Genomic DNA, 18,504 nt, shown 5'->3' on the forward strand with positions numbered 1-18,504 from the left:
GAATATGGGGTGGACGATGGGGATCGAACCCACGACAACAGGAGTCACAATCCTGTGCTCTACCAACTGAGCTACGCCCACCATATTGCTTTACTGCTTTTACTTGTGCCAGCTGCCTGTATTGGCGCACCCGGCAGGACTCGAACCTGCGACCATCCGCTTAGAAGGCGGATGCTCTATCCAGCTGAGCTACGGGCGCATATTTAATCTGCTTTCTGTTAGGATTACAAATTAACTTTTAGTCATACCGAACAAGCTATCAAAACCACTTATTCTGCCTGACCTTGCTAACCAGTGCTAGGCTCTGCCCGACAAGTGCGATGAATGTTATAGACGAGCGGCAAAGTCGTCAACACCTTTTTGAAAAAAATTCATTTTATTTAAGGGGTTAGGGGAATTGCCAGACCAAGCGCCTTTGCCCTGCGCCCCGGTCATGCGAGAATGCGCGCTCTTTTTATTCCCTCTCGATGGTTAATCACGCGTCATGACTGCACAACTTATCGACGGCAAGGCGATCGCCGCCAGCCTGCGCCAGCAGATCGCCCAACGTGTCGCGCAACGTCGCGAGCAAGGCCTGCGCACCCCCGGCCTGGCAGTGATCCTGGTAGGCAGCGACCCCGCCTCCCAAGTCTATGTTTCGCACAAGCGTAAAGACTGTGAAGAGGTCGGCTTCAACTCCCAGGCCTATGACCTGCCCAGCGACACCACCCAGCAGGCGCTGACCGACCTGATCGACCGCCTAAATGAAGACGCCGACATCGACGGCATCCTGCTGCAACTGCCACTGCCGGCGCACCTGGATGCCTCGCTGCTGCTCGAGCGCATTCGCCCCGACAAGGACGTGGACGGTTTCCACCCTTATAACGTAGGCCGCCTGGCCCAGCGCATCCCGCTGCTGCGCCCGTGCACCCCCAAAGGCATCATGACCCTGCTGCACAGCACCGGTCAGGACCTGTACGGCATGAATGCGGTGGTAGTGGGCGCCTCGAACATCGTCGGCCGCCCCATGGCCATGGAGCTGCTGCTGGCCGGCTGCACCGTGACCGTGACCCACCGCTTCACCAAGGACCTGGCCGGCCACGTCGGTCGCGCCGACCTGGTGGTGGTGGCTGCCGGCAAGCCGGGGCTGGTCAAGGGTGAATGGATCAAGGAAGGCGCCATCGTCATCGACGTGGGCATCAACCGCCAGGAAGACGGCAAGCTGGTGGGCGACGTGGTCTACGAGACCGCCCTGCCCCGCGCCGGCTGGATCACTCCGGTGCCAGGCGGCGTCGGGCCGATGACCCGGGCGTGCCTGCTGGAGAACACCTTGTATGCGGCCGAAGAGCTGCACGGTTGACCCCGCTGGATTTAAGTTCCAGCGGCGCTAGCCACTAAAGGAACGGCACCTGAGAAGGTGCCGTTTTTTTTGGCCTGGAACAAACGCACGCTCGTCAGCAAAGGCCGTCAGGTTGACGAACGGTCATGACAATGGTCAGATGCGGCCCAGTTTCAGGTGCCTGCTGCCGCCGTGCAGCAGGTGAAACGGGAAGCCGGTGCGTCTTGCATGACTAGTCCGGCGCTGCCCCCGCAACGGTAAGCGAGTGAAGCATCCAACAGGCCACTGTGCGCAACGCATGGGAAGGCGGATGACTTCGAGCCTCGCAAGCCCGGAGACCGGCCTGCAAACCCACGACTGTTGAAAGGATGCGTTCAGTCATTTTGGCAAACCTGCGGTGGGCGGGCACGAGCCGGTATTCTGGCGCGCGTTCGCCGGAACCCTCCTGTGCGCTTCCCGAAAAATCCTTTTTCGAGAAGTAGATGAAGACACGTCGTTTTACCCTGATCGGTTGCCTGATCGGCAGCCCGGCCCTGGCGGCCAGCGAACCCCTGACCCTCGACCAGCAGATCGTTTCCGCACCCTCGGTGGAGTCCACCACGGTGGCCGAGATGGCGCGCTATGGCAGCAAGGTGGAGGTCGTGGACCGCGAGCAGATCGAGCGCGCCGGCCCCAGCGCCGACATCACCCGCGTGCTGCAGATGTTCGTGCCCGGCCTGTACGTGGCGCCCAAGCAGGGGCCGTTCGACTATGGCACCTATTCGCTGCTGGGCGGGCGCAACGACGACACGCTGATCATGCTCGACGGGGTGCGCCTGAACAACCGTCTCTACGGCGGCATCTATATAGACACCCTGCCCGCCGCCGCCATCGAGCGCATCGAGGTACTCAACGGCGGCCAGAGCCTGCTGTTCGGCACCCAGGCCGTGGCCGGGGTCATCAACATCGTCACCCGTTCGGCCCATAGCCGCGACCCCTCGGGCCAGGTCAACCTGGGCGTCGACAGCTTCATGGGGCGCAACGGCGATGCCCGTATCGAGCGCATCTTCAGCAACGGCCTGGGCGACCTGGGGCTGTTGGCCTACGTCAGCCACAACGTGTCCGAGGGCTACCAGCCCTACCACAGCAGCCAGATCACCTCGACGGTCAGCGACAAGAAGCGCAGCTACGAGGTCAACACCTTCGGCGCCAAGGCCGCACAAAGCCTGGGCGATGACAGCCGCCTGGAGCTGTTCTACCAGTACAGCGCCGCCAACCTGGACTTCCTGCGCCCGGACGCCAACCGCCGTACCACCAACGACCGCGTGCAGCAGATCGCCACGGCCACCTTCGAGCAGCGCCTGAACCCCGGCTTCAGCTACTTCGTCAAAGGCCACATGAACGATTGGGATACGCGCTACACCCGCATCTACAACAACACCGACGGCAGCACCCGCACCCTCAACCACGATGACTACTGGGGCTTCAGCGACTGGGGCATGCAGGCCGAAGGCAAGGCCGTGCTCCCCGGCGAGCACACCCTGGTGTTCGGTACCGACAACCAGTGGTTCAAGGGCAAGGACGACGTGCTCAAGATCGACAACAACCAGGCCGAGGCCCATGCGCTGTATGTGCAGCTGCGCCCTGTCATCGACGCCCTGCCTGACTGGCACCCCAGCATCGGCGTGCGCCGCGAGCACCTGAGCGGCGGTGACAGTGCCACGGTGGGCATGCTCACCTCGCTCTACGACCTGACCGACCAGCTCAAGCTGCGCGGCCAGTTCGGCACCGCCTACAAGCTGCCCAACGCCGAGCAACTGTACGTCAACGAGCCGGGCGACGAGATGGGCAACCCCAACCTCAAGCCAGAGAAGAGCCGCAATGCCGAACTGGGCCTGGACTACACCGGCCTGATCCAGGGCCAGCCTTACAGCCTGAGCGGTACGCTGTTCACCCGGCGCATCGAGGACCTGATCACCATCGTGGATGCACAATGGGTCAACGGCGATGGCGAGATCCAGGTGCGCGGCGTCGAGGTCAACGGGCAGTTCCAGCTCAGTGACCGCTGGCAGCTGGCGGCAGACATGACGCGCAACCTGAGCGAGTCGCGCAACGGCGCCACCCTCAACAACATTCCCGGGTTCTTTGCACGCAGCCGGCTGGGGTACGAGTCGGGTGACCGAATGTGGGGCGCAGGCGCGGCGGTGCGCTACATCGGCACGGTAAAAAGCCCGCGGGATGTGGACTACGGGCATTACACCGTGGTGGACGCCGATGCCTACCGTTACCTGGACGGCGCCCGCCAGCATCGCCTGAGCCTGCTGCTGGAGAACCTGCTGGACCGCGACTACACCACCAGCATGGACAGCGGCGCGCGCAAGGTGCAGAACCTGGGAAGGCCGTTCACCAGCGAAGTGCGTTACACCTACAGCTTCTAGAAGCAGCGCGGGTCAAGCCCGCTCCCACAGGCTCATCCGTCACCTGTGGGAGCGGGCTTGACCCGCGAAAGCCGCACCACGGACTCAAGGACAAGCCCATGCCCATCCCCAGCAAACCCGAGTGGTCGCACATTCCCGCCCACGCCCGCCACGTGATGCTGTGCACCGGCCCGCGCTGCACCCAGCGCGGCGCGCAGCAGGTGTGGAAAGTGGTGCGCAACGAACTGCTCGCCGCCCAGCGCATGGAAACCGCCGACGGCGTGCTGCTGACCCGTACCCACTGCCAGTTCCCGTGCAACCTGGGCCCGGTCGCCACCGTCTACCCAGAGCGCTGCTGGTACCGCATCGCCAGCGCCGACGATGCCCGACGCCTGGTGCGCGAGCACCTGGTCGCAGGTACCCCGGTCAGCGCACTGCTGCTCAATGGTGATACCCCATGACGCGCCTGCTCTGCCTGCTGTTGTGCCTGCTCGGCACCACGGCCCACGCCCAGACCTACCGTAACTGCGGCCAGGACTGGACCCTGCCGCACGCCACGCCGCAGCGCATCCTGGCGCTCAACCAGCATGCCGCCGACCTGCTGCTGGCCCTGCAGGTCGGCCCGTCGCTGGTTGCGGTGAGCTACATCGATGACGACCCCGAGGCGCTGGCCTCCCGGCGCTACCGCGGCGTGCCCCTGCTGTCGCGGCTGTATCCCTCGCCGGAGGTGTTCTATGCCCAGCGCTACGACCTGGTGGTCGGCGGTTTCGCCAGCGCCTTTCGCGATGGCGTGGGCGCCCGTACCCACCTGACCCGCAATGGCATCGGCAGCTATCTGCTGGAGAACGCCTGCGACCCGCGCCCGGCCTCCGGTTTCGCGGCCATCGAAGACGACCTGCGCAGCCTGGGCAAGCTGCTGCAGCGCGAACCCCAGGCCGCTCGGCTGATCGCGCAGCAACGAGCAGACCTGGACCGCGCCCGCCAGCTCGCTGCGCAGCATTCCCCGCTTTCGGTGTTCTACCTGGACAGCGAGCACCAGGGCCTCGACAGCGAGGGCAGCCGCGGCTTCATCACCCAACTGATCCAGGTTGCCGGTGGGCGCAACCTGTTCGCCGACGTCGACCTGCACCGCGTGACCGTCGACCCCGAAACCCTGCTGCAACGCGACCCGGACGTGATCATCCTGGCCGACGCCGTCTGGTCGCCGGCCCGGCGCAAGCGCGAGTACCTGCACAACCACCCGGCCCTCTCGAAGTTGCGTGCTGTGCGCGAGGGCCGGCTGATCGACCTGCCCTTCACGCACCTGGTGGCAGGCGAACACAGCGCCCGTGCTGCCGTCGCGCTGGCCAACCAGTTGCGTGACATGGCCGAGCACCTGCCCTGAACCGGCACAGCCGATTACGCTGCAATACCCCGCTTTTCAGCTTTCCCCGCTGAGCGCCCCGCGCGCTTCAGCCGGGATTGCAGCGCCACTGCATCGACAATAGACGCACTGCCAACCCCGGATGCGTGCCTCGATGCAAACCACCAATACAGTCTTGATGATCCGCCCCGCGCGGTTCGCCTTCAACCCGGACACCGCACTCAACAACCGCTTCCAGCAGCCTGCACTGGACCCCGACCAGGCACAGCATAAAGCGCTGGAAGAGTTCGACGGCTATGTGGACACCCTGCGCCAGCATGGCGTCGAGGTGCTGGTGGTGCAGGACACGCCGGCCCCGCACACGCCTGACTCGATCTTCCCCAACAACTGGTGGAGCAGCCACGCCGACGGCAGCCTGGTGCTCTACCCGATGGAGGGCCACAACCGCCGCCTGGAACGCGACAAGGGCGTGCTGCAGGTGCTCGCCGACCGTTTCAGCATTCACAACACCATCGACCTGAGCCCGCTGGAGCAACAGAGCATGTTCCTGGAAGGCACCGGCAGCATGGTGCTCGACCGCGAACACCGCATCAGCTACGCCTGCCACTCCGGGCGCACCCACACCGAAGCACTGCGCCAGTTCGCCGACAGGCTCGACTACCGCCTGTGCCTGTTTCACGCCGTCGACCGGCACCGGGCGCCCATCTACCACTGCAACGTGATGATGAGCGTGGGCCGCGGGCTGTCGGTGGTGTGCCTCAAGGCACTGCCCGATGCCGACGAGCGCCGTACCCTGGAACACAGCCTGCGTGCCACCGGCAAGGACATCCTGGCCCTGGACTTCGACCAGCTCGAAGGCTTCGCCGGCAACATGCTCGAAGTGCACGACAAGCAAGGCCAGCCGCTGCTGGTGATGTCGCGCAGTGCCTGGCGCTCGCTGCACCCCGAGCAGCGCCGCCAGGTCGAGCGGCACACCCACCCGGTGGTGGTGAACATCGACAACATCGAACGCATCGGCGGCGGCAGCGCGCGCTGCATGCTCGCCGAAGTGCACCTGCCGGTGCGCAATTGACCGACCACAAGAAGGAGCTCCCCATGACCCGTTACATCGACGTCAACGACCTCAGCCAACTGGTCGCCCGCAAGGGCCTCACCACCTGCCTGGAAGAAATGGCCGAGTACATCCGCCAGGACTACCTGCGCTGGCACGACTTCGAAAAGTGCGCGCGCCTGGCCAACCACTCGCCAGACGGGGTGATCGAGCTGATGCCGGCCTCCGATGCCAACCTCTACGCCTTCAAGTACGTCAACGGCCACCCGAAGAACACCCAGCGCGGCATGCTCACCGTGATGGCGTTCGGTGCGCTGGGCGATGTCGACACCGGCGCGCCATTGCTGCTCAGCGAAATGACCCTGACCACCGCGATCCGCACCGCCGCCACCTCGGCCCTGGCCGCACGCTACCTGGCGCGTCCCGACAGCCGCAGCATGGCGCTGATCGGCAACGGTTCGCAGAGCGAGTTCCAGGCCATCGCCTTCCACGCGCTGGTGGGCATCGAGGAAATCCGCCTGTACGACCTGGACCCACAAGCCACGGCCAAACTGGCCGCGAACCTTCGCGCCTTCCCGGCGATCAAGGTGGTACTGGCCAGCTCCGTGGCCGATGCGGTACGCGGCGCCGACATCGTCACCACGGTCACCGCCGACAAGGCCTACGCCACCATCCTGACCGCCGACATGATCGAGCCGGGCATGCACCTGAACGCGGTGGGTGGCGACTGCCCGGGCAAGACCGAGCTGCACCGCGACATCGTCGACGCCGCACGGGTGATCGTCGAGTACGAACCGCAGAGCCGCATCGAGGGCGAGATCCAGCAGATGCCAGCCGACTCGCCGATCACCGAGTTCTGGCAAGTGGTCAACGGCCAGGTGCTCGGCCGCGAGAACGACACCCAGGTCACCCTGTTCGACTCGGTGGGCTTTGCCATCGAAGACTACTCGGCCCTGCGCTATGTGCTGGATGTGGCCAAGGCCCTGTATATCGGCCATGAAATCGACCTGGTGCCGGCCCTGGAAAACCCCAAGGACCTGTTTGCACGGCTGCTGCCCAAGGTTCAGGCGGTGCACAAGAAACGCGCCTAGACCGGGCCTGCACGTCAATCCAGGCGGCCGTGCACCTTGCACGGCCGTACACAGCAAGCTGCCCCGAAGCCAAAACAGGAGGTCATGCAGCCGATTCGGCTGACACCGAATCGCCAACAGCAGAATCCGGCAGCCAGCGCCGGCCCAAACGACACAAAAAAAATGCTGCCTTCACGCATTCTGACGCCAGACCGAAGAGTCACACACAGACCAAGGCTCAGGCCAACGAAGCGTTCACTGCCCTACATCAACTACAAGACACAGGGATACCTTTATGACCTCGCTGCGAAAGCTGCTCAGCGTGCTGCTCCTGCCCATGTGCGCGAGCACAGTCCAGGCCCAGGAATGGAAAGAAATCCGTTTCGGCGTGTTCCCCGAATACCCGCCCTTCGAATCCGTCGCCGCCGATGGCAGCCTGCAAGGTCTCGACATCGAGCTGGGCAATGCCATCTGTGAAAAGCTGCAGGTAAAGTGCACCTGGGTGCACAACGAATTCGACGGCATGATCCCGGCCCTGCGTGCACGCAAGTTCGACGCAATCATGTCGTCCATGGCGGTGACGCCGGCCCGTCAGAAGCAGATCGAGTTTTCCGATCGCCTGTTCCTCAGCCCCACCTCGGTGATCGTGCGCAAGGGCGCCGACTTCGGCGACACCCCCGAATCGCTCGAGGGCAAGACCGTTGGCGTGTTGCAAGGCTCGCTGCAAGAGGCCTACGCCCGCGCCAAGCTGGCGCCGCTGGGTGCCCGGGTCAAAGCCTACCAGGCCCAGAACCAGAACTATGCCGACCTCATGAACGGGCGCCTGGACGCCACCCTCACCGACAAGCTCGAAGCACAGCTGAACTTCCTCAACACCCCCGAAGGCGCGAACTTCAAGAGCGGCCCGGCAATCAAGGACCCCACCCTGCCCCTGGACATCGCCATGGGCCTGCGCAAGAACGACGCCGAGCTCAAGGCGCTGATCGACAAGGGCATCGCCGCGGTGCTGGCCGATGGCACCTTCGCCAGGATCCAGCAGAAGTACGTCGGCGACCTCGATATCTACAACGAGTAATCGCCTGCAGAGCCCGGGCCTGCACGGCCCGGTGCGCTGTCGCACCCGCCTTTGGTCCTACCGAGAGTTTTCCCGTGAACGACTTCCTCACCTCCACCGGCTTGCAGGCGCTGAGCCTGCAGGGCTTCGGCCCGCTGTTGCTGCAAGGAACCTGGATGACCCTGCAACTGGCCTTTCTGTCACTGGGCCTGAGCCTGCTGCTGGGCCTGATCGGCGCCAGCGCCAAGCTGTCCTCGCTGCGCCTGCTGCGCATTCCCGCCACCCTCTACACCACGCTGATTCGCAGCGTGCCCGACCTGGTGCTGATCCTGCTGATCTTCTACACCCTGCAGCTGTGGCTCAACGACCTGACCGAGCTGCTTGGCTGGGATTACGTCGAGATCAACCCATTCATGGCCGGCGTGATCACCCTGGGCTTCATCTATGGCGCCTACTTCACCGAGAACTTTCGCGCAGCGATCCTCAGCGTGCCCCATGGCCAGCTGGAAGCGGCTACCGCCTACGGGCTGAGCCGCGTGCAGCGCTTCCAGCTGGTGCTGTTCCCGCAACTGATGCGCTTCGCCCTGCCGGGGCTGGGCAACAACTGGCTGGTGCTGCTCAAGTCCACCGCGCTGGTGTCGATCATCGGCCTCTCCGACCTGGTAAAGGCTGCGCAGAACGCCGGCAAGACCACCAATGAGCCGTTGTACTTTCTGCTGTTCGCGGGGCTGGTCTACCTGCTTATCACCACCCTTTCCAATCGCCTGTTCAAGGTGCTGGAACGGCGCTACAACACCGGCATCAAGGGGTTGGCATCATGATCGAACTGCTTCAGGAATACGGCCGGGCCTACCTGTACAGCGATGGCGCGGGCATGTCGGGGCTGGCCATGACGCTGTGGCTGTTCATCGTGACCATGGTGCTGGGCCTGGTGCTGTCGTTGCCACTGGCGCTGGCGCGGGTGTCGCGCAAGCGCTGGCTGCGCTGGCCTGTAGAGCTGTACACCTTCGTGTTTCGCGGCACCCCGCTGTATATCCAGTTGTTGATCTGCTACACCGGGCTGTACGGGCTGGAGGTGGTGCGTGACAACGCGCTGCTCGACCAGTTCTTGCGCAATGCGCTCAACTGCACGCTGCTGGCCTTTGTGCTCAACACCTGCGCCTACACCGTGGAGATCTTCGCCGGGGCCATTCGCAACATTCCCCATGGCGAGATCGAGGCCGCCCAGGCCTACGGCCTGCATGGCTGGCGCCTGAACCTGTTCGTGGTGCTGCCGGCAGCCCTGCGCCGTGCGCTGCCGGTGTACAGCAACGAGCTGATCCTGATGCTGCATGCCACCTCGCTGGCGTTCACCGCCACCGTCGCCGACGTCCTCAAAGTGGCCCGCGACGCCAACGCCGCGACCTTTCTGACGTTCCAGGCCTTCGGCATCGCGGCCATTCTGTACATGTTGCTGTCCTTCGCGCTGGTCGGGCTGTTTCGCCTGGCCGAACGCCGCTGGATGCGTTTCCTTGTTCCTGCCCGAGGCTGACCCATGACCCTTTGCGCACACCCCCTGCCGGCCCATGGCCAGGCCCTGTACGAAACCCCCACCGCCCCGCGCGTCAGCAGCGCCGCCATCAAACTGAGCGTGGATGCCCTGCACAAGAGCTATGGCGATCACCAGGTACTCAAGGGCGTCTCGCTGCAGGCGCGCAAGGGCGACGTGATCAGCCTGATCGGTGCCAGCGGCTCGGGCAAGAGCACCATGCTGCGGTGCATCAACTTTCTCGAACAGCCGGACTCGGGCGTGATCACCCTCGACGACCAGAGCATCGAGATGCACCAGGGCCGCGCCGGCACCCGCGCGCCGAACCCGGCCCAGCTGCAGAACCTGCGCACGCGCCTGGCCATGGTGTTCCAGCACTTCAACCTGTGGAGCCACATGACCGTGCTGGAGAACATCTGCCTGGCGCCGCGCCGCGTGCTTGGGGTGAGCCCGCGCGAGGCCGAGGCCCGCGCCCGCGCCTACCTGGACAAGGTCGGCTTGCCAGGGCGCGCGGCCGATCAGTACCCGGCATTCCTGTCTGGCGGGCAACAGCAGCGCGTGGCCATTGCGCGGGCGCTGGCGATGGAACCGGAGATAATCCTGTTCGACGAACCGACCTCGGCACTGGACCCGGAACTGGTTGGCGAAGTGCTCAAGGTGATACAGACGCTGGCCGAGGAAGGCCGTACCATGCTGATGGTCACCCACGAGATGGGCTTTGCCCGCCAGGTGTCTAGCCAGGTACTGTTCCTGCACCAAGGCCGGGTCGAGGAACAGGGCGGCCCGCAGATGCTCGACCAGCCGCAGAGCGAACGCCTGCAGCAATTTCTTTCCAACCGTTTGAAGTGAACCGACGCCACCATGGACACCAAGGCCAACCGCTTGCATGACACGCCGCCTCTGGATCGGATCGACGAGGCGATCATCGACGTACTGCGCCACAACGGGCGCATCACCTACGAGAAGCTGTCTTCGCTGGTGCACCTGACGCCCAGGCCTTGCCTGGAGCGGGTGCGCAAACTGGAGCGACGCGGGGTGATACGTGGTTATGGCGCGATCATCGATGTGCAGCGGGTGTCGCCAGGGTTGTCGCTGCTGGTGCTGGTGGCGTTGTCCAACCAGAGCGGGCGCTCGGCCCAGCGGGCCTTCGAGGCCTGCATGAAGGCCTGCCCGCAGGTATTCGAGTGCCAGCTCATCAGCGGGCATTTCGACTACAGCCTGCGCATGCGCTGCCGGGACATGGAGCATTACCGGGTGCTGAGCGAAACCTGGATGAACAACGACGAGTTGCACATCGACAAGCTGGTGGCGCACCCGGAACTGGCGGTGGTGAAGAACACGGCGCCGCAGTTGTAGCGCCGGCCCTGCAGGAGCCGGCCTTGCCGGCCAAGGGCCCGATGCGGTATCAAGCCTGGCGCAACACCACCCACTCATGCGGCTGCACATACTCGCGCACCCATCCCACCACCTCCGCCGCCGGCATCGGCCGGGCGATGCCGTAGCCCTGCGCCACATCGCAGCCAAGCCCCATCAGCACCTCGCCATGCTCCACCGTCTCTACCCCCTCGGCGATCACCTGGCGCCCGAAGGCCCGTGCCAGGCCGATCACCGCGCGGGTCAGGGCCAGGTCATCCTGGTCATGCAGGATGTCGCGCACGAACGACTTGTCGATCTTGATCGCCTGGGTGGGCAGGCGCTTGAGATAGCTCAGCGACGAATAGCCGGTGCCAAAGTCATCCAGTGAAAACTGCACCCCCAACTGCTGACACGCCTCCAGGCATTCGCTGACCCGCTTGATGTTCTCGATTGCCACCGACTCGACGATCTCAAGGTCGAGCATGCGCGGCGCAACCCCGTCATGACGCGCAAGCAACAGGCGCAGGCGCTCGACGAAGTCAGACCGTTGAAAGTGGCGCGCCGCGATGTTCACGCTCACCGACCAGCGATACCCGGCGTCCTGCCAATGCTGCATCTGCGCCATCGCGCGGTCGATCACCCACTCGCCGATGTCCACGATCAGGTCGGTCTGCTCGATCAACGGCAGGAACTCCGCTGGCGGCACCAGCCCCTTGACCGGGTGCTGCCAGCGCAGCAAGGCCTCGAAGCCCAGCACCTCGCCACTGCGCATGTTCACCTTGGGCTGGTAGAACAGGCGCAGCTCGCCATTCTTCATGGCGCGGCGGACCCGCTCAACCGTCTGGTGCGTGGCCTTCACTTCCTGGTCCAGCGATACGTCGAACAGGTGGAAGCGGTTGCGTCCGCTCTGCTTGGCCACGTACATCGCCTGGTCGGCATGGCGCAGCAGGGTGTCGGCATCATCGTTGTCGGCCGGGTACAGGGTCACGCCGATACTGGCACTGACACTGATCTGCTGGCCGCGAATCGAATACGGCGCCGCCACCGCCGACAGCACCCGCCCCAGCACCGTGCGCAACTGCGCCTGGCCCTCGACATGGCGCAGAATCAGCACGAACTCGTCACCAGACAACCGCGCAACCGCATCGCCGCCACGCAGTATGCCCTTGAGCCGCGCCGCCACCTCGACCAGCAGCAGGTCGCCGCAGGCATGCCCATAGCCGTCGTTGACCGCCTTGAAGCCGTCCAGATCGAGCATGCACACCGCCAGCGGGAACTGCTCGGTGCGCGAGAATTCCAGGGCCTGGTTCAGCAGGTCCGAAAGGAATGCGCGGTTGGGCAGCCCGGTGAGCACGTCATGCCCCACGCGCCATTGCAGGGTGTGCACCAGCTGGCGTTTCTCGCTGACGTCGAAGCGGATCGACACATACTTGCGGACCTTGCCGGTGGCCGGGTCCAGCAGTGGCACCATGGTGCTGTCGACCCAGTACAACGAGCCGTTCTTGGCGCGGTTGCAGATCTCGCCCTTCCAGACCTTGCCGGCTACCAGCGATGCCCACATGCTCTCGAAGAAGTCACTGCCGTGCAGGCCGGAATTGAGGATGCGGTGGTTGGCCCCCAGCAGCTCTTCACGGCTGTAGCCGGAGATGCTGCAGAACTGCTGGTTGACGTAGGTGATGCGTCCGGCGAGGTCGGTTTCGGAAAAGATCGCGGCCGCGTCGACGGCCGCGCGGTAGTTGTCATCCATGCTCGTTCACTCGCCTGGCGGCTATCGGTTGAAGCGTTCAACCAAGGCACGCAGGCCGCTGGAAATATGCTCAAGCTCGCCACCACGGGTGGCGGCGGCATTGGCGTTGTCGGCAGTCTTCTGCACCGTGCCGGCTACCCGATTGATCTGCTGCGACACGTCCTCCGCCACGTAGGACTGCTCCTGCGAGGCGGCCGCCATCTGCTGGGTCATATCGGTGATGCGTGCCACCGCCTCGCGAATGCCTTGTAGTGCGCGCTGCGCCTCGACCACCTGCGCCACGCCCTGCTCGGCCTCCTGGATGCCCAGGTTGGCGATGCTCACCGCGTCATCGGCGCCGCTGCGCAGGGTCTCGATGATGCCCTGGATCTGCTGGGTCGACTGGCGGGTCTTGCCTGCCAGGGCGCGCACCTCATCGGCCACCACGGCAAATCCGCGGCCCTGCTCGCCAGCACGCGCCGCTTCGATGGCAGCGTTGAGCGCCAGCAGGTTGGTCTGGTCGGCAATCGCCTGGATCACGCTGGCAGCCAGCATGATGTCCTGGGTCTGCCCGGCCAGGTGGCCGACCGCCTGGTTGATCTGGGTGACGGTGCTGGCCAGCAGCTGGATCGCCTCGCGCGAGGTACCGGCCACCTGGCTGCCCTGTTCGGCCAGCTGGTTGGCGGTGCCGGCCTCGCTGGCGGTCTGCTGTACATGCACCGCCACTTCGGCGATGGATGCCGCCATCTCGGTCATCGCCGCCGCGGTCATGTCGGTTTCGGCTCGCTGGTCGAGCAGCGCCAGCTCGGTGGCATTGGACAGCCGGCTGGAATCGCTGGCGGCCACGGCCATCTGGTTGGCCAGGTCGCTCAGGCGCGTCAGCGCGGTTTTCAGGCGCGCCTCTTCACTGATCAACACCATCTGCAGTTGCGCGGTCGGCCCCAGCGCTTCGCTGTAGGCCAGCGCACTGATCGGGTCGGAGAACGTGTTGGGGGTGCTGCGCACGATCTGGCGCACTTCATGGCGCAGGCGATTGTGCCCCCACAGGCCCACCGCCACGAACAGCGCCAGCGTGATGCCCTGCCCGCCCCAGCCCGGCAACAGCCGGTTGGCGCCCATGGCCAAAGCGGCTGCCAGCAACGGCAGCGCAAGCACGCGGCCCTGCAGGGCCAGGCGACGCCCGAAGGGCACGGGGGGCTTGCCTTCACGCAGACGGGCATACAGCGCTTCGGCGCGCTGCACCTGATCGCGAGTGGGCTTGACCCGTACCGATTCGTAGCCGACCAGGCGGCCGTCCTCGAGCACCGGTGTGACGTAGGCGCTGACCCAGTAGAAGTTGCCGTTCTTGCAGCGGTTCTTGACGATGCCCATCCAGCTCTGGCCGGCCTTGAGGTACTGCCACATCAGGGCAAATACGGCAGGCGGCATGTCCGGGTGGCGCACCAGGTTGTGCGTGCTGCCGATCAGTTCCGCCTGGCTGAAGCCACTCATGGCGGCGAATTCGGCATTGCAATAGGTGATGTTACTGTCGGTATCGGTGGCGGAAATCAGCCGCTGATGGTCCGGAAAGGTCTGTTCGACAGCCGTGACCGGCAGATTGAGACGCACGTTAAAACTCCCTGAAGCGCACGCTAAAGCCTTGTCCAGCGGCCCCGAAACCTGCAGCGTAAATGTCGGTCCAAGTGAACGATTCTACGAAATACATCACATTTTGCAAGGAAAGGTGATGAAACGTGGCGTTGTGCAATGCCAATATTTATCGTTAAGTTCTTGATTCTAAATGGGAATCGAGCGATGGAATTATCTAGTTTGGGTCCAGCCATCAGACGCTATCGCAAGGTAGCCGGGCTTACTCAGGCTGAACTTGGCGAAAAAACCGGTTTTGACCCCAAAACCATAAGCCGCTTTGAAACCGGCACCTACACCCCCAGTGTCGAAGCGCTGTTCACCTTTGCCGACGTGCTGGGCGTCAAGCTCAATGCCTTTTTCGCCGACCTGGAAGATGCGGACGAGCAACGTGCCTACTTGTTCGGTGTTATTCACAAAGCTCCACCCAAGGACCTGGGAAAGCTGATTGCAGCGGTAGACCTGGCCCTTTCCAAGCCTTGATCACTGCCCTCGCAAAAGCGTGACAGGCGCCTGCCACTGTTGCTTGAAGCGCTTTTGTCGTCGATAAGTACTGCAACTGGTCAGACCGGTAAAACCGATCTGATGCCCTGGATTCGCGAAATACTTGCAAACCCGCGAAAACCCCGCCTACACTGCGCCTGAACTGGACATACCGGTAAGACCACAATAATTAAGTCTGTCGCTCGGCGCTTGTTGCCAGAAGCACGGACACCGACCAGAGATCCCTCCCCATGCTCAAATGGTGCTCGCGTTCGATCTTCCTCCAAGTGGTGCTCGGCCTGATGCTCGGCATCGCCTGCGGCCTGAGCTTTCCTGAAGTTTCCCTGCAACTCAAACCCCTCGGTGACGGCTTCATCAAGCTGATCAAGATGCTCATCGGGCTGATTGTGTTCTGCGTGGTGGTCAGCGGCATTTCCGGTGCCGGCGACCTCAAGAAGGTTGGCCGTATCGGCCTCAAGTCGGTGATCTACTTCGAAGTGCTGACCACCATTGCGCTGGTGCTGGGGCTGGTACTGGCATTCACCTCAGGCATCGGTACCGGTGCCAACATCCACCTCGACCAGTTGTCGACCGCCGATGCCGGCGCGCTGGCCGAGCGTGGCCAGCATATCCAGGGTACGGCAGCGTTCCTCATGGGCCTGATACCCAATTCGGTGCTCGGCGCCTTCGCCGACAACAACATCCTCCAGGTGCTGCTGTTCTCGGTGCTGTTCGGCAGCGCCCTGAACCTGGTGGGCGAGGCCGCGTCGGGCATCACCCGGCTGATAAACGAACTGAGCCATGTGATCTTCCGCATCATGGGCATGATCGTGCGCCTGGCGCCGATCGGCGTGTTCGGCGCCATCGCCTTCACCACCAGCCAGTACGGCCTGGACTCGCTGCAACACCTGGGCGGCCTGGTGGCTCTGTTCTACGTGACCTGTGCAGGCTTCGTGCTGGTGATCCTGGGGACAGTGATGCGCGTCTCGGGCCTGAAGCTGTTCCCGTTCCTCAAGTACATGCGCGAAGAACTGGGCATCGTGCTGGGTACTGCTTCGTCCGATGCGGTCCTGCCGCAGATCATGCGCAAGCTCGAACACCTGGGCATCGGCAGCTCCACCGTCGGCCTGGTGATCCCCACGGGCTACTCCTTCAACCTGGACGGTTTCTCCATCTACCTCACCCTGGCCATCGTGTTCATCGCCAACGCCACCGGCACACCGCTGGCCATGACCGACCTGCTGACCATCCTGCTGGTGTCGCTGATCACCTCCAAGGGCGCCCACGGCATTCCGGGGTCGGCGCTGGTGATTCTGGCCGCCACCCTCACGGCAGTACCGGCCATCCCGGTAGTGGGCCTGGTGCTGGTGCTGGCGGTGGACTGGTTCATGGGCATCGGCCGCGCGCTGACCAACCTGATCGGCAACTGCGTGGCCACCGTGGCCATCGCCCGCTGGGAAAAGGACATTGATCTGGAACGCGCCAACAACGTACTCAACGGCAAGCAGGGCTTCAGCTTCCAGACGCGCAAGCTGCCCACCCCTGCCCATCAACAGGAATTCTAGGCAACGACGTATGCATGTGTTTTCAGGGAGCAAACAGTGATTACCTCATCGACGGTAGTGAATGCGGTAGTGGAGAAACTGCGCCAGGCACTGGCCCGTGGCCAGTGGCGCTCGGGCGAGATGCTCCCGGGTCAGCGAGAACTGGCCGAGCAACTGGGCATCAGCCGGCCAAGCCTGCGCGAGGCGGTCACGGTGCTGGAGACCCTCGGCCTGGTGCGTTCCATGCCAGGCAAGGGAGTGCTGGTGCTCGACCCCGGTACCCAGGAGCTGGTACAGGCCCCCGCGGCCGTGGCCGGAGCCAGCCTGGAGGACGTGCTGCAGCTGCGTTACACGCTGGAGCCGTTCATTGTCGGGCTGGTGGCGCAGTCGGTCAGCAGCAAGGAAATCGGCCAGTTGCGCCTGACCCTGATGGACATGCGCGAGGCCCTGGAGGCCAGCGACAGCGAAGCCGGGGTGCGCGCCTACCTGGCATTTCACGAAGAGCTGTTCGCACTGACCGCCAACCCGATTTTCCAGAGTGTGGTACAGCAGACCAGCAATGCCCTCAAGCAGAGCGCCCAGGTGCTGCACAACTCGCCCGAGCACCTGGCCGCGCGTCTGGAAGAGAACGAGGCGGTGGTGCGCGCCATCCGCAACAAGGACAGCGCCCAGGCCAGTGCGCAGATGCGCCGGCACATTCTGCAGGAAGGCCTGCGCATGGGCATCGAATTGACCATTCCGGATGAACACCCGGGCAACTGACCAGGAGAGCGACCATGAACGCCTGCCCTGCTACCCCGTCCGCGATCGCCCTGCCCGCGCTGCTGGCGGCCGGCGAGCAGCGCCTGAGCGCTGACGAGATCTACCCGCGCCTGTTCGATGCGATCCTCGAACAGCGCCTGGCGCCAGGTACCGCGCTGACCGAGCAGGCGCTGGGCCAGGCCTTCGGCGTGAGCCGCACGGTGATCCGCCGCGTGCTGGGGCGCCTGTCCGACCAGCAGGTGGTGGTGCAACGCCCGGCGCACACCGCCCGGCTGGCCGCACCCGACCCGCAGCAGGCGCGCCAGGTGCTCAGTGCCCGGCGCCTGGCTGAAACCACGTTGATCGGGCTGGCGGCGCGGCGCACCAGTGCCCCACGCATCCGCCAGTTGCGCGAGCTGATTGCCCGCGAGCGCAAGCACCACGAGCAGGGCCATCGGTGCACGGCGATTCGTCTGGGGGGCGAGTTTCACCTGAAGCTGGCGGAGATGGCCGACAATGCCCCGTTGACGCGGTTTCTCAACGGGCTGGTGCCCATGACGTCGCTGATCATTGCCCAGTACGAGACCCAGCCTTGCGAACACTGCGCCTGGCAGGAACATGCAGCCCTGGTGGACGCACTGGAGGACGGCGACAGCGAGGCGGCGCTGCAGTTGATGCACCAGCACCTGGACCGCATCGAGGCCAAGCTGAGCCTGGATTGAGAATGGCGGTGCGCCTTTCGCCGGCAAGGCCGGCTCCTGCAGGAGGTGTTGTGCAGGAGCCGACCTTGCCGGCGAAGGGTCTTGCTGCGCTTGACCTGCCAACGACAAACCGCGCAGCATCGGGCATCCCCACAAGAGCCCGCCCCGTGACCCCAGAACAACGCCACAACGTCCGCGCCCTGCTCTCCGAGTCGTTCGTCGACAGCTGGGTGGACTACGCCTGGATCGCCCGCGAACTCGAACCCTTCGACCTGGCCGAGCTCAAGCGCATCTTCTACGAGGAAGTCGCGCCGGTCTGCTACTACAACATCGTGGCGCCGGTACCACCGGTATGGACCGGTTTCGAGCCGGTATCGCTCAACGAAGAAATCGAAGAGCTGCTGGAGGCGCGCCGACGCAACCCGTTGCGCCGGCATTGGGACCGCCTGTGGGCCGCCACCTGGATCCGCCTGTGGAGCCAGGAATGCTGGGACGCGATCCACCAGGCCTGCCTCGCCCAACGGCAGGCCTGATACCTCGGCACGCT

18 protein-coding genes, 2 tRNA genes and 1 riboswitch are annotated in these 18,504 nt (G+C 64.3%); of the genes, 16 read left to right on the forward strand and 4 right to left on the reverse strand.

Going from position 1 to position 18,504, the window contains the following annotated elements:
• Positions 1–5: 5 nt before the first annotated feature.
• A tRNA-His gene (locus tag LOY33_RS16915) sits at positions 6–81 on the reverse strand.
• Between the two features lie 41 nt (positions 82–122).
• A tRNA-Arg gene (locus LOY33_RS16920) sits at positions 123–199 on the reverse strand.
• 285 nt (positions 200–484) lie between these two features.
• Here LOY33_RS16920 and folD point away from each other — a divergent pair.
• The 11 genes from folD (at position 485) to LOY33_RS16975 (ending at position 11,136) form a co-directional block, all read left to right on the forward strand.
• Positions 485–1,339, forward strand: a complete 855-nt coding sequence (gene folD / locus LOY33_RS16925) for a bifunctional methylenetetrahydrofolate dehydrogenase/methenyltetrahydrofolate cyclohydrolase FolD (protein ID WP_054915292.1) — start codon at positions 485–487, stop codon at positions 1,337–1,339.
• A 137-nt stretch (positions 1,340–1,476) separates the two neighbouring features.
• Positions 1,477–1,680: riboswitch (cobalamin riboswitch) on the forward strand.
• 120 nt (positions 1,681–1,800) lie between these two features.
• Entirely contained in the window at positions 1,801–3,735 is a 1,935-nt protein-coding gene (locus LOY33_RS16930; protein ID WP_258659432.1) for a TonB-dependent siderophore receptor, read from the forward strand.
• Between the two features lie 98 nt (positions 3,736–3,833).
• The gene (locus LOY33_RS16935) at positions 3,834–4,175 is read left to right on the forward strand and encodes a ferredoxin (protein ID WP_043864507.1); all 342 of its coding nucleotides are present in this window, start codon (positions 3,834–3,836) and stop codon (positions 4,173–4,175) included.
• Entirely contained in the window at positions 4,172–5,098 is a 927-nt protein-coding gene (locus LOY33_RS16940; protein WP_258659433.1) for an ABC transporter substrate-binding protein, read from the forward strand. The genes LOY33_RS16935 and LOY33_RS16940 overlap by 4 nt, the downstream gene beginning before the upstream one ends.
• A 133-nt stretch (positions 5,099–5,231) precedes the next feature.
• On the forward strand, positions 5,232–6,149 hold the full coding sequence (gene ctlX / locus LOY33_RS16945) for a citrulline utilization hydrolase CtlX (RefSeq protein ID WP_043864655.1): 918 nt from the start codon (positions 5,232–5,234) through the stop codon (positions 6,147–6,149).
• A gap of 23 nt (positions 6,150–6,172) precedes the next feature.
• Positions 6,173–7,219, forward strand: coding sequence for an ornithine cyclodeaminase (locus LOY33_RS16950; protein WP_213605998.1), 1,047 nt, complete (start codon positions 6,173–6,175; stop codon positions 7,217–7,219).
• 274 nt (positions 7,220–7,493) lie between these two features.
• Complete coding sequence (locus LOY33_RS16955; protein ID WP_054915295.1) at positions 7,494–8,273, forward strand: ABC transporter substrate-binding protein; 780 nt, start codon at positions 7,494–7,496, stop codon at positions 8,271–8,273.
• Positions 8,274–8,347: 74 nt separating this feature from the next.
• Complete coding sequence (locus tag LOY33_RS16960) at positions 8,348–9,073, forward strand: ABC transporter permease (protein WP_043864511.1); 726 nt, start codon at positions 8,348–8,350, stop codon at positions 9,071–9,073.
• The gene (locus LOY33_RS16965; RefSeq protein ID WP_043864512.1) at positions 9,070–9,783 is read left to right on the forward strand and encodes an ABC transporter permease; all 714 of its coding nucleotides are present in this window, start codon (positions 9,070–9,072) and stop codon (positions 9,781–9,783) included. Before LOY33_RS16960 ends, LOY33_RS16965 begins: the two co-directional genes overlap by 4 nt.
• Positions 9,784–9,786: 3 nt before the next feature.
• Positions 9,787–10,629: an ABC transporter ATP-binding protein gene (locus LOY33_RS16970; protein WP_229589384.1), complete on the forward strand. Its 843-nt coding sequence runs from the start codon at positions 9,787–9,789 to the stop codon at positions 10,627–10,629.
• A 12-nt stretch (positions 10,630–10,641) separates the two neighbouring features.
• Positions 10,642–11,136: an Lrp/AsnC family transcriptional regulator gene (locus LOY33_RS16975; protein WP_043864513.1), complete on the forward strand. Its 495-nt coding sequence runs from the start codon at positions 10,642–10,644 to the stop codon at positions 11,134–11,136.
• Positions 11,137–11,185: 49 nt separating this feature from the next.
• Here LOY33_RS16975 and LOY33_RS16980 read toward each other — a convergent pair whose 3' ends face one another.
• Together LOY33_RS16980 and LOY33_RS16985 are read right to left on the reverse strand one after the other, a co-directional pair.
• Complete coding sequence (locus LOY33_RS16980) at positions 11,186–12,883, reverse strand: bifunctional diguanylate cyclase/phosphodiesterase (protein WP_043864514.1); 1,698 nt, start codon at positions 12,881–12,883, stop codon at positions 11,186–11,188.
• Positions 12,884–12,904: 21 nt separating this feature from the next.
• The gene (locus tag LOY33_RS16985; protein WP_043864515.1) at positions 12,905–14,470 is read right to left on the reverse strand and encodes a PAS domain-containing methyl-accepting chemotaxis protein; all 1,566 of its coding nucleotides are present in this window, start codon (positions 14,468–14,470) and stop codon (positions 12,905–12,907) included.
• Between the two features lie 186 nt (positions 14,471–14,656).
• Between LOY33_RS16985 and LOY33_RS16990 the strand changes: the two genes are divergently transcribed.
• The 5 genes from LOY33_RS16990 (at position 14,657) to LOY33_RS17010 (ending at position 18,490) form a co-directional block, all read left to right on the forward strand.
• Complete coding sequence (locus LOY33_RS16990; RefSeq protein WP_043864657.1) at positions 14,657–14,971, forward strand: helix-turn-helix domain-containing protein; 315 nt, start codon at positions 14,657–14,659, stop codon at positions 14,969–14,971.
• A gap of 251 nt (positions 14,972–15,222) precedes the next feature.
• Positions 15,223–16,536 (forward strand): C4-dicarboxylate transporter DctA, encoded by a 1,314-nt coding sequence (locus tag LOY33_RS16995; RefSeq protein WP_043864516.1) that lies wholly within the window; start codon positions 15,223–15,225, stop codon positions 16,534–16,536.
• Positions 16,537–16,572: 36 nt separating this feature from the next.
• Entirely contained in the window at positions 16,573–17,277 is a 705-nt protein-coding gene (locus LOY33_RS17000) for a FadR/GntR family transcriptional regulator (RefSeq protein WP_054915296.1), read from the forward strand.
• A gap of 14 nt (positions 17,278–17,291) precedes the next feature.
• A complete protein-coding gene (locus LOY33_RS17005; RefSeq protein ID WP_043864518.1) occupies positions 17,292–17,978 on the forward strand; it encodes a GntR family transcriptional regulator in 687 nt (228 codons plus the stop codon).
• 146 nt (positions 17,979–18,124) lie between these two features.
• The gene (locus LOY33_RS17010) at positions 18,125–18,490 is read left to right on the forward strand and encodes a hypothetical protein (RefSeq protein ID WP_063612014.1); all 366 of its coding nucleotides are present in this window, start codon (positions 18,125–18,127) and stop codon (positions 18,488–18,490) included.
• Positions 18,491–18,504: the final 14 nt, after the last annotated feature.

This window comes from Pseudomonas sp. B21-036, from assembly GCF_024748925.1.
GTDB lineage: Bacteria > Pseudomonadota > Gammaproteobacteria > Pseudomonadales > Pseudomonadaceae > Aquipseudomonas > Aquipseudomonas palmensis.

Bases quoted from the DNA above. Each gene is read 5' to 3' on its own strand.
- LOY33_RS16965 (WP_043864512.1), top strand. From the start codon at position 9,070: ATGATCGAACTGCTTCAGGAATACGGCCGGGCCTACCTGTACAGCGAT.
- LOY33_RS16995 (WP_043864516.1), top strand. From the start codon at position 15,223: ATGCTCAAATGGTGCTCGCGTTCGATCTTCCTCCAAGTGGTGCTCGGC.
- LOY33_RS16935 (WP_043864507.1), top strand. From the start codon at position 3,834: ATGCCCATCCCCAGCAAACCCGAGTGGTCGCACATTCCCGCCCACGCC.
- LOY33_RS16930 (WP_258659432.1), top strand. From the start codon at position 1,801: ATGAAGACACGTCGTTTTACCCTGATCGGTTGCCTGATCGGCAGCCCG.
- ctlX (WP_043864655.1), top strand. From the start codon at position 5,232: ATGCAAACCACCAATACAGTCTTGATGATCCGCCCCGCGCGGTTCGCC.
- LOY33_RS16980 (WP_043864514.1), bottom strand. From the start codon at position 12,883: ATGGATGACAACTACCGCGCGGCCGTCGACGCGGCCGCGATCTTTTCC.
- LOY33_RS16950 (WP_213605998.1), top strand. From the start codon at position 6,173: ATGACCCGTTACATCGACGTCAACGACCTCAGCCAACTGGTCGCCCGC.
- LOY33_RS16955 (WP_054915295.1), top strand. From the start codon at position 7,494: ATGACCTCGCTGCGAAAGCTGCTCAGCGTGCTGCTCCTGCCCATGTGC.
- LOY33_RS16975 (WP_043864513.1), top strand. From the start codon at position 10,642: ATGGACACCAAGGCCAACCGCTTGCATGACACGCCGCCTCTGGATCGG.
- LOY33_RS16970 (WP_229589384.1), top strand. From the start codon at position 9,787: ATGACCCTTTGCGCACACCCCCTGCCGGCCCATGGCCAGGCCCTGTAC.
- LOY33_RS16990 (WP_043864657.1), top strand. From the start codon at position 14,657: ATGGAATTATCTAGTTTGGGTCCAGCCATCAGACGCTATCGCAAGGTA.
- folD (WP_054915292.1), top strand. From the start codon at position 485: ATGACTGCACAACTTATCGACGGCAAGGCGATCGCCGCCAGCCTGCGC.
- LOY33_RS17005 (WP_043864518.1), top strand. From the start codon at position 17,292: ATGAACGCCTGCCCTGCTACCCCGTCCGCGATCGCCCTGCCCGCGCTG.
- LOY33_RS16940 (WP_258659433.1), top strand. From the start codon at position 4,172: ATGACGCGCCTGCTCTGCCTGCTGTTGTGCCTGCTCGGCACCACGGCC.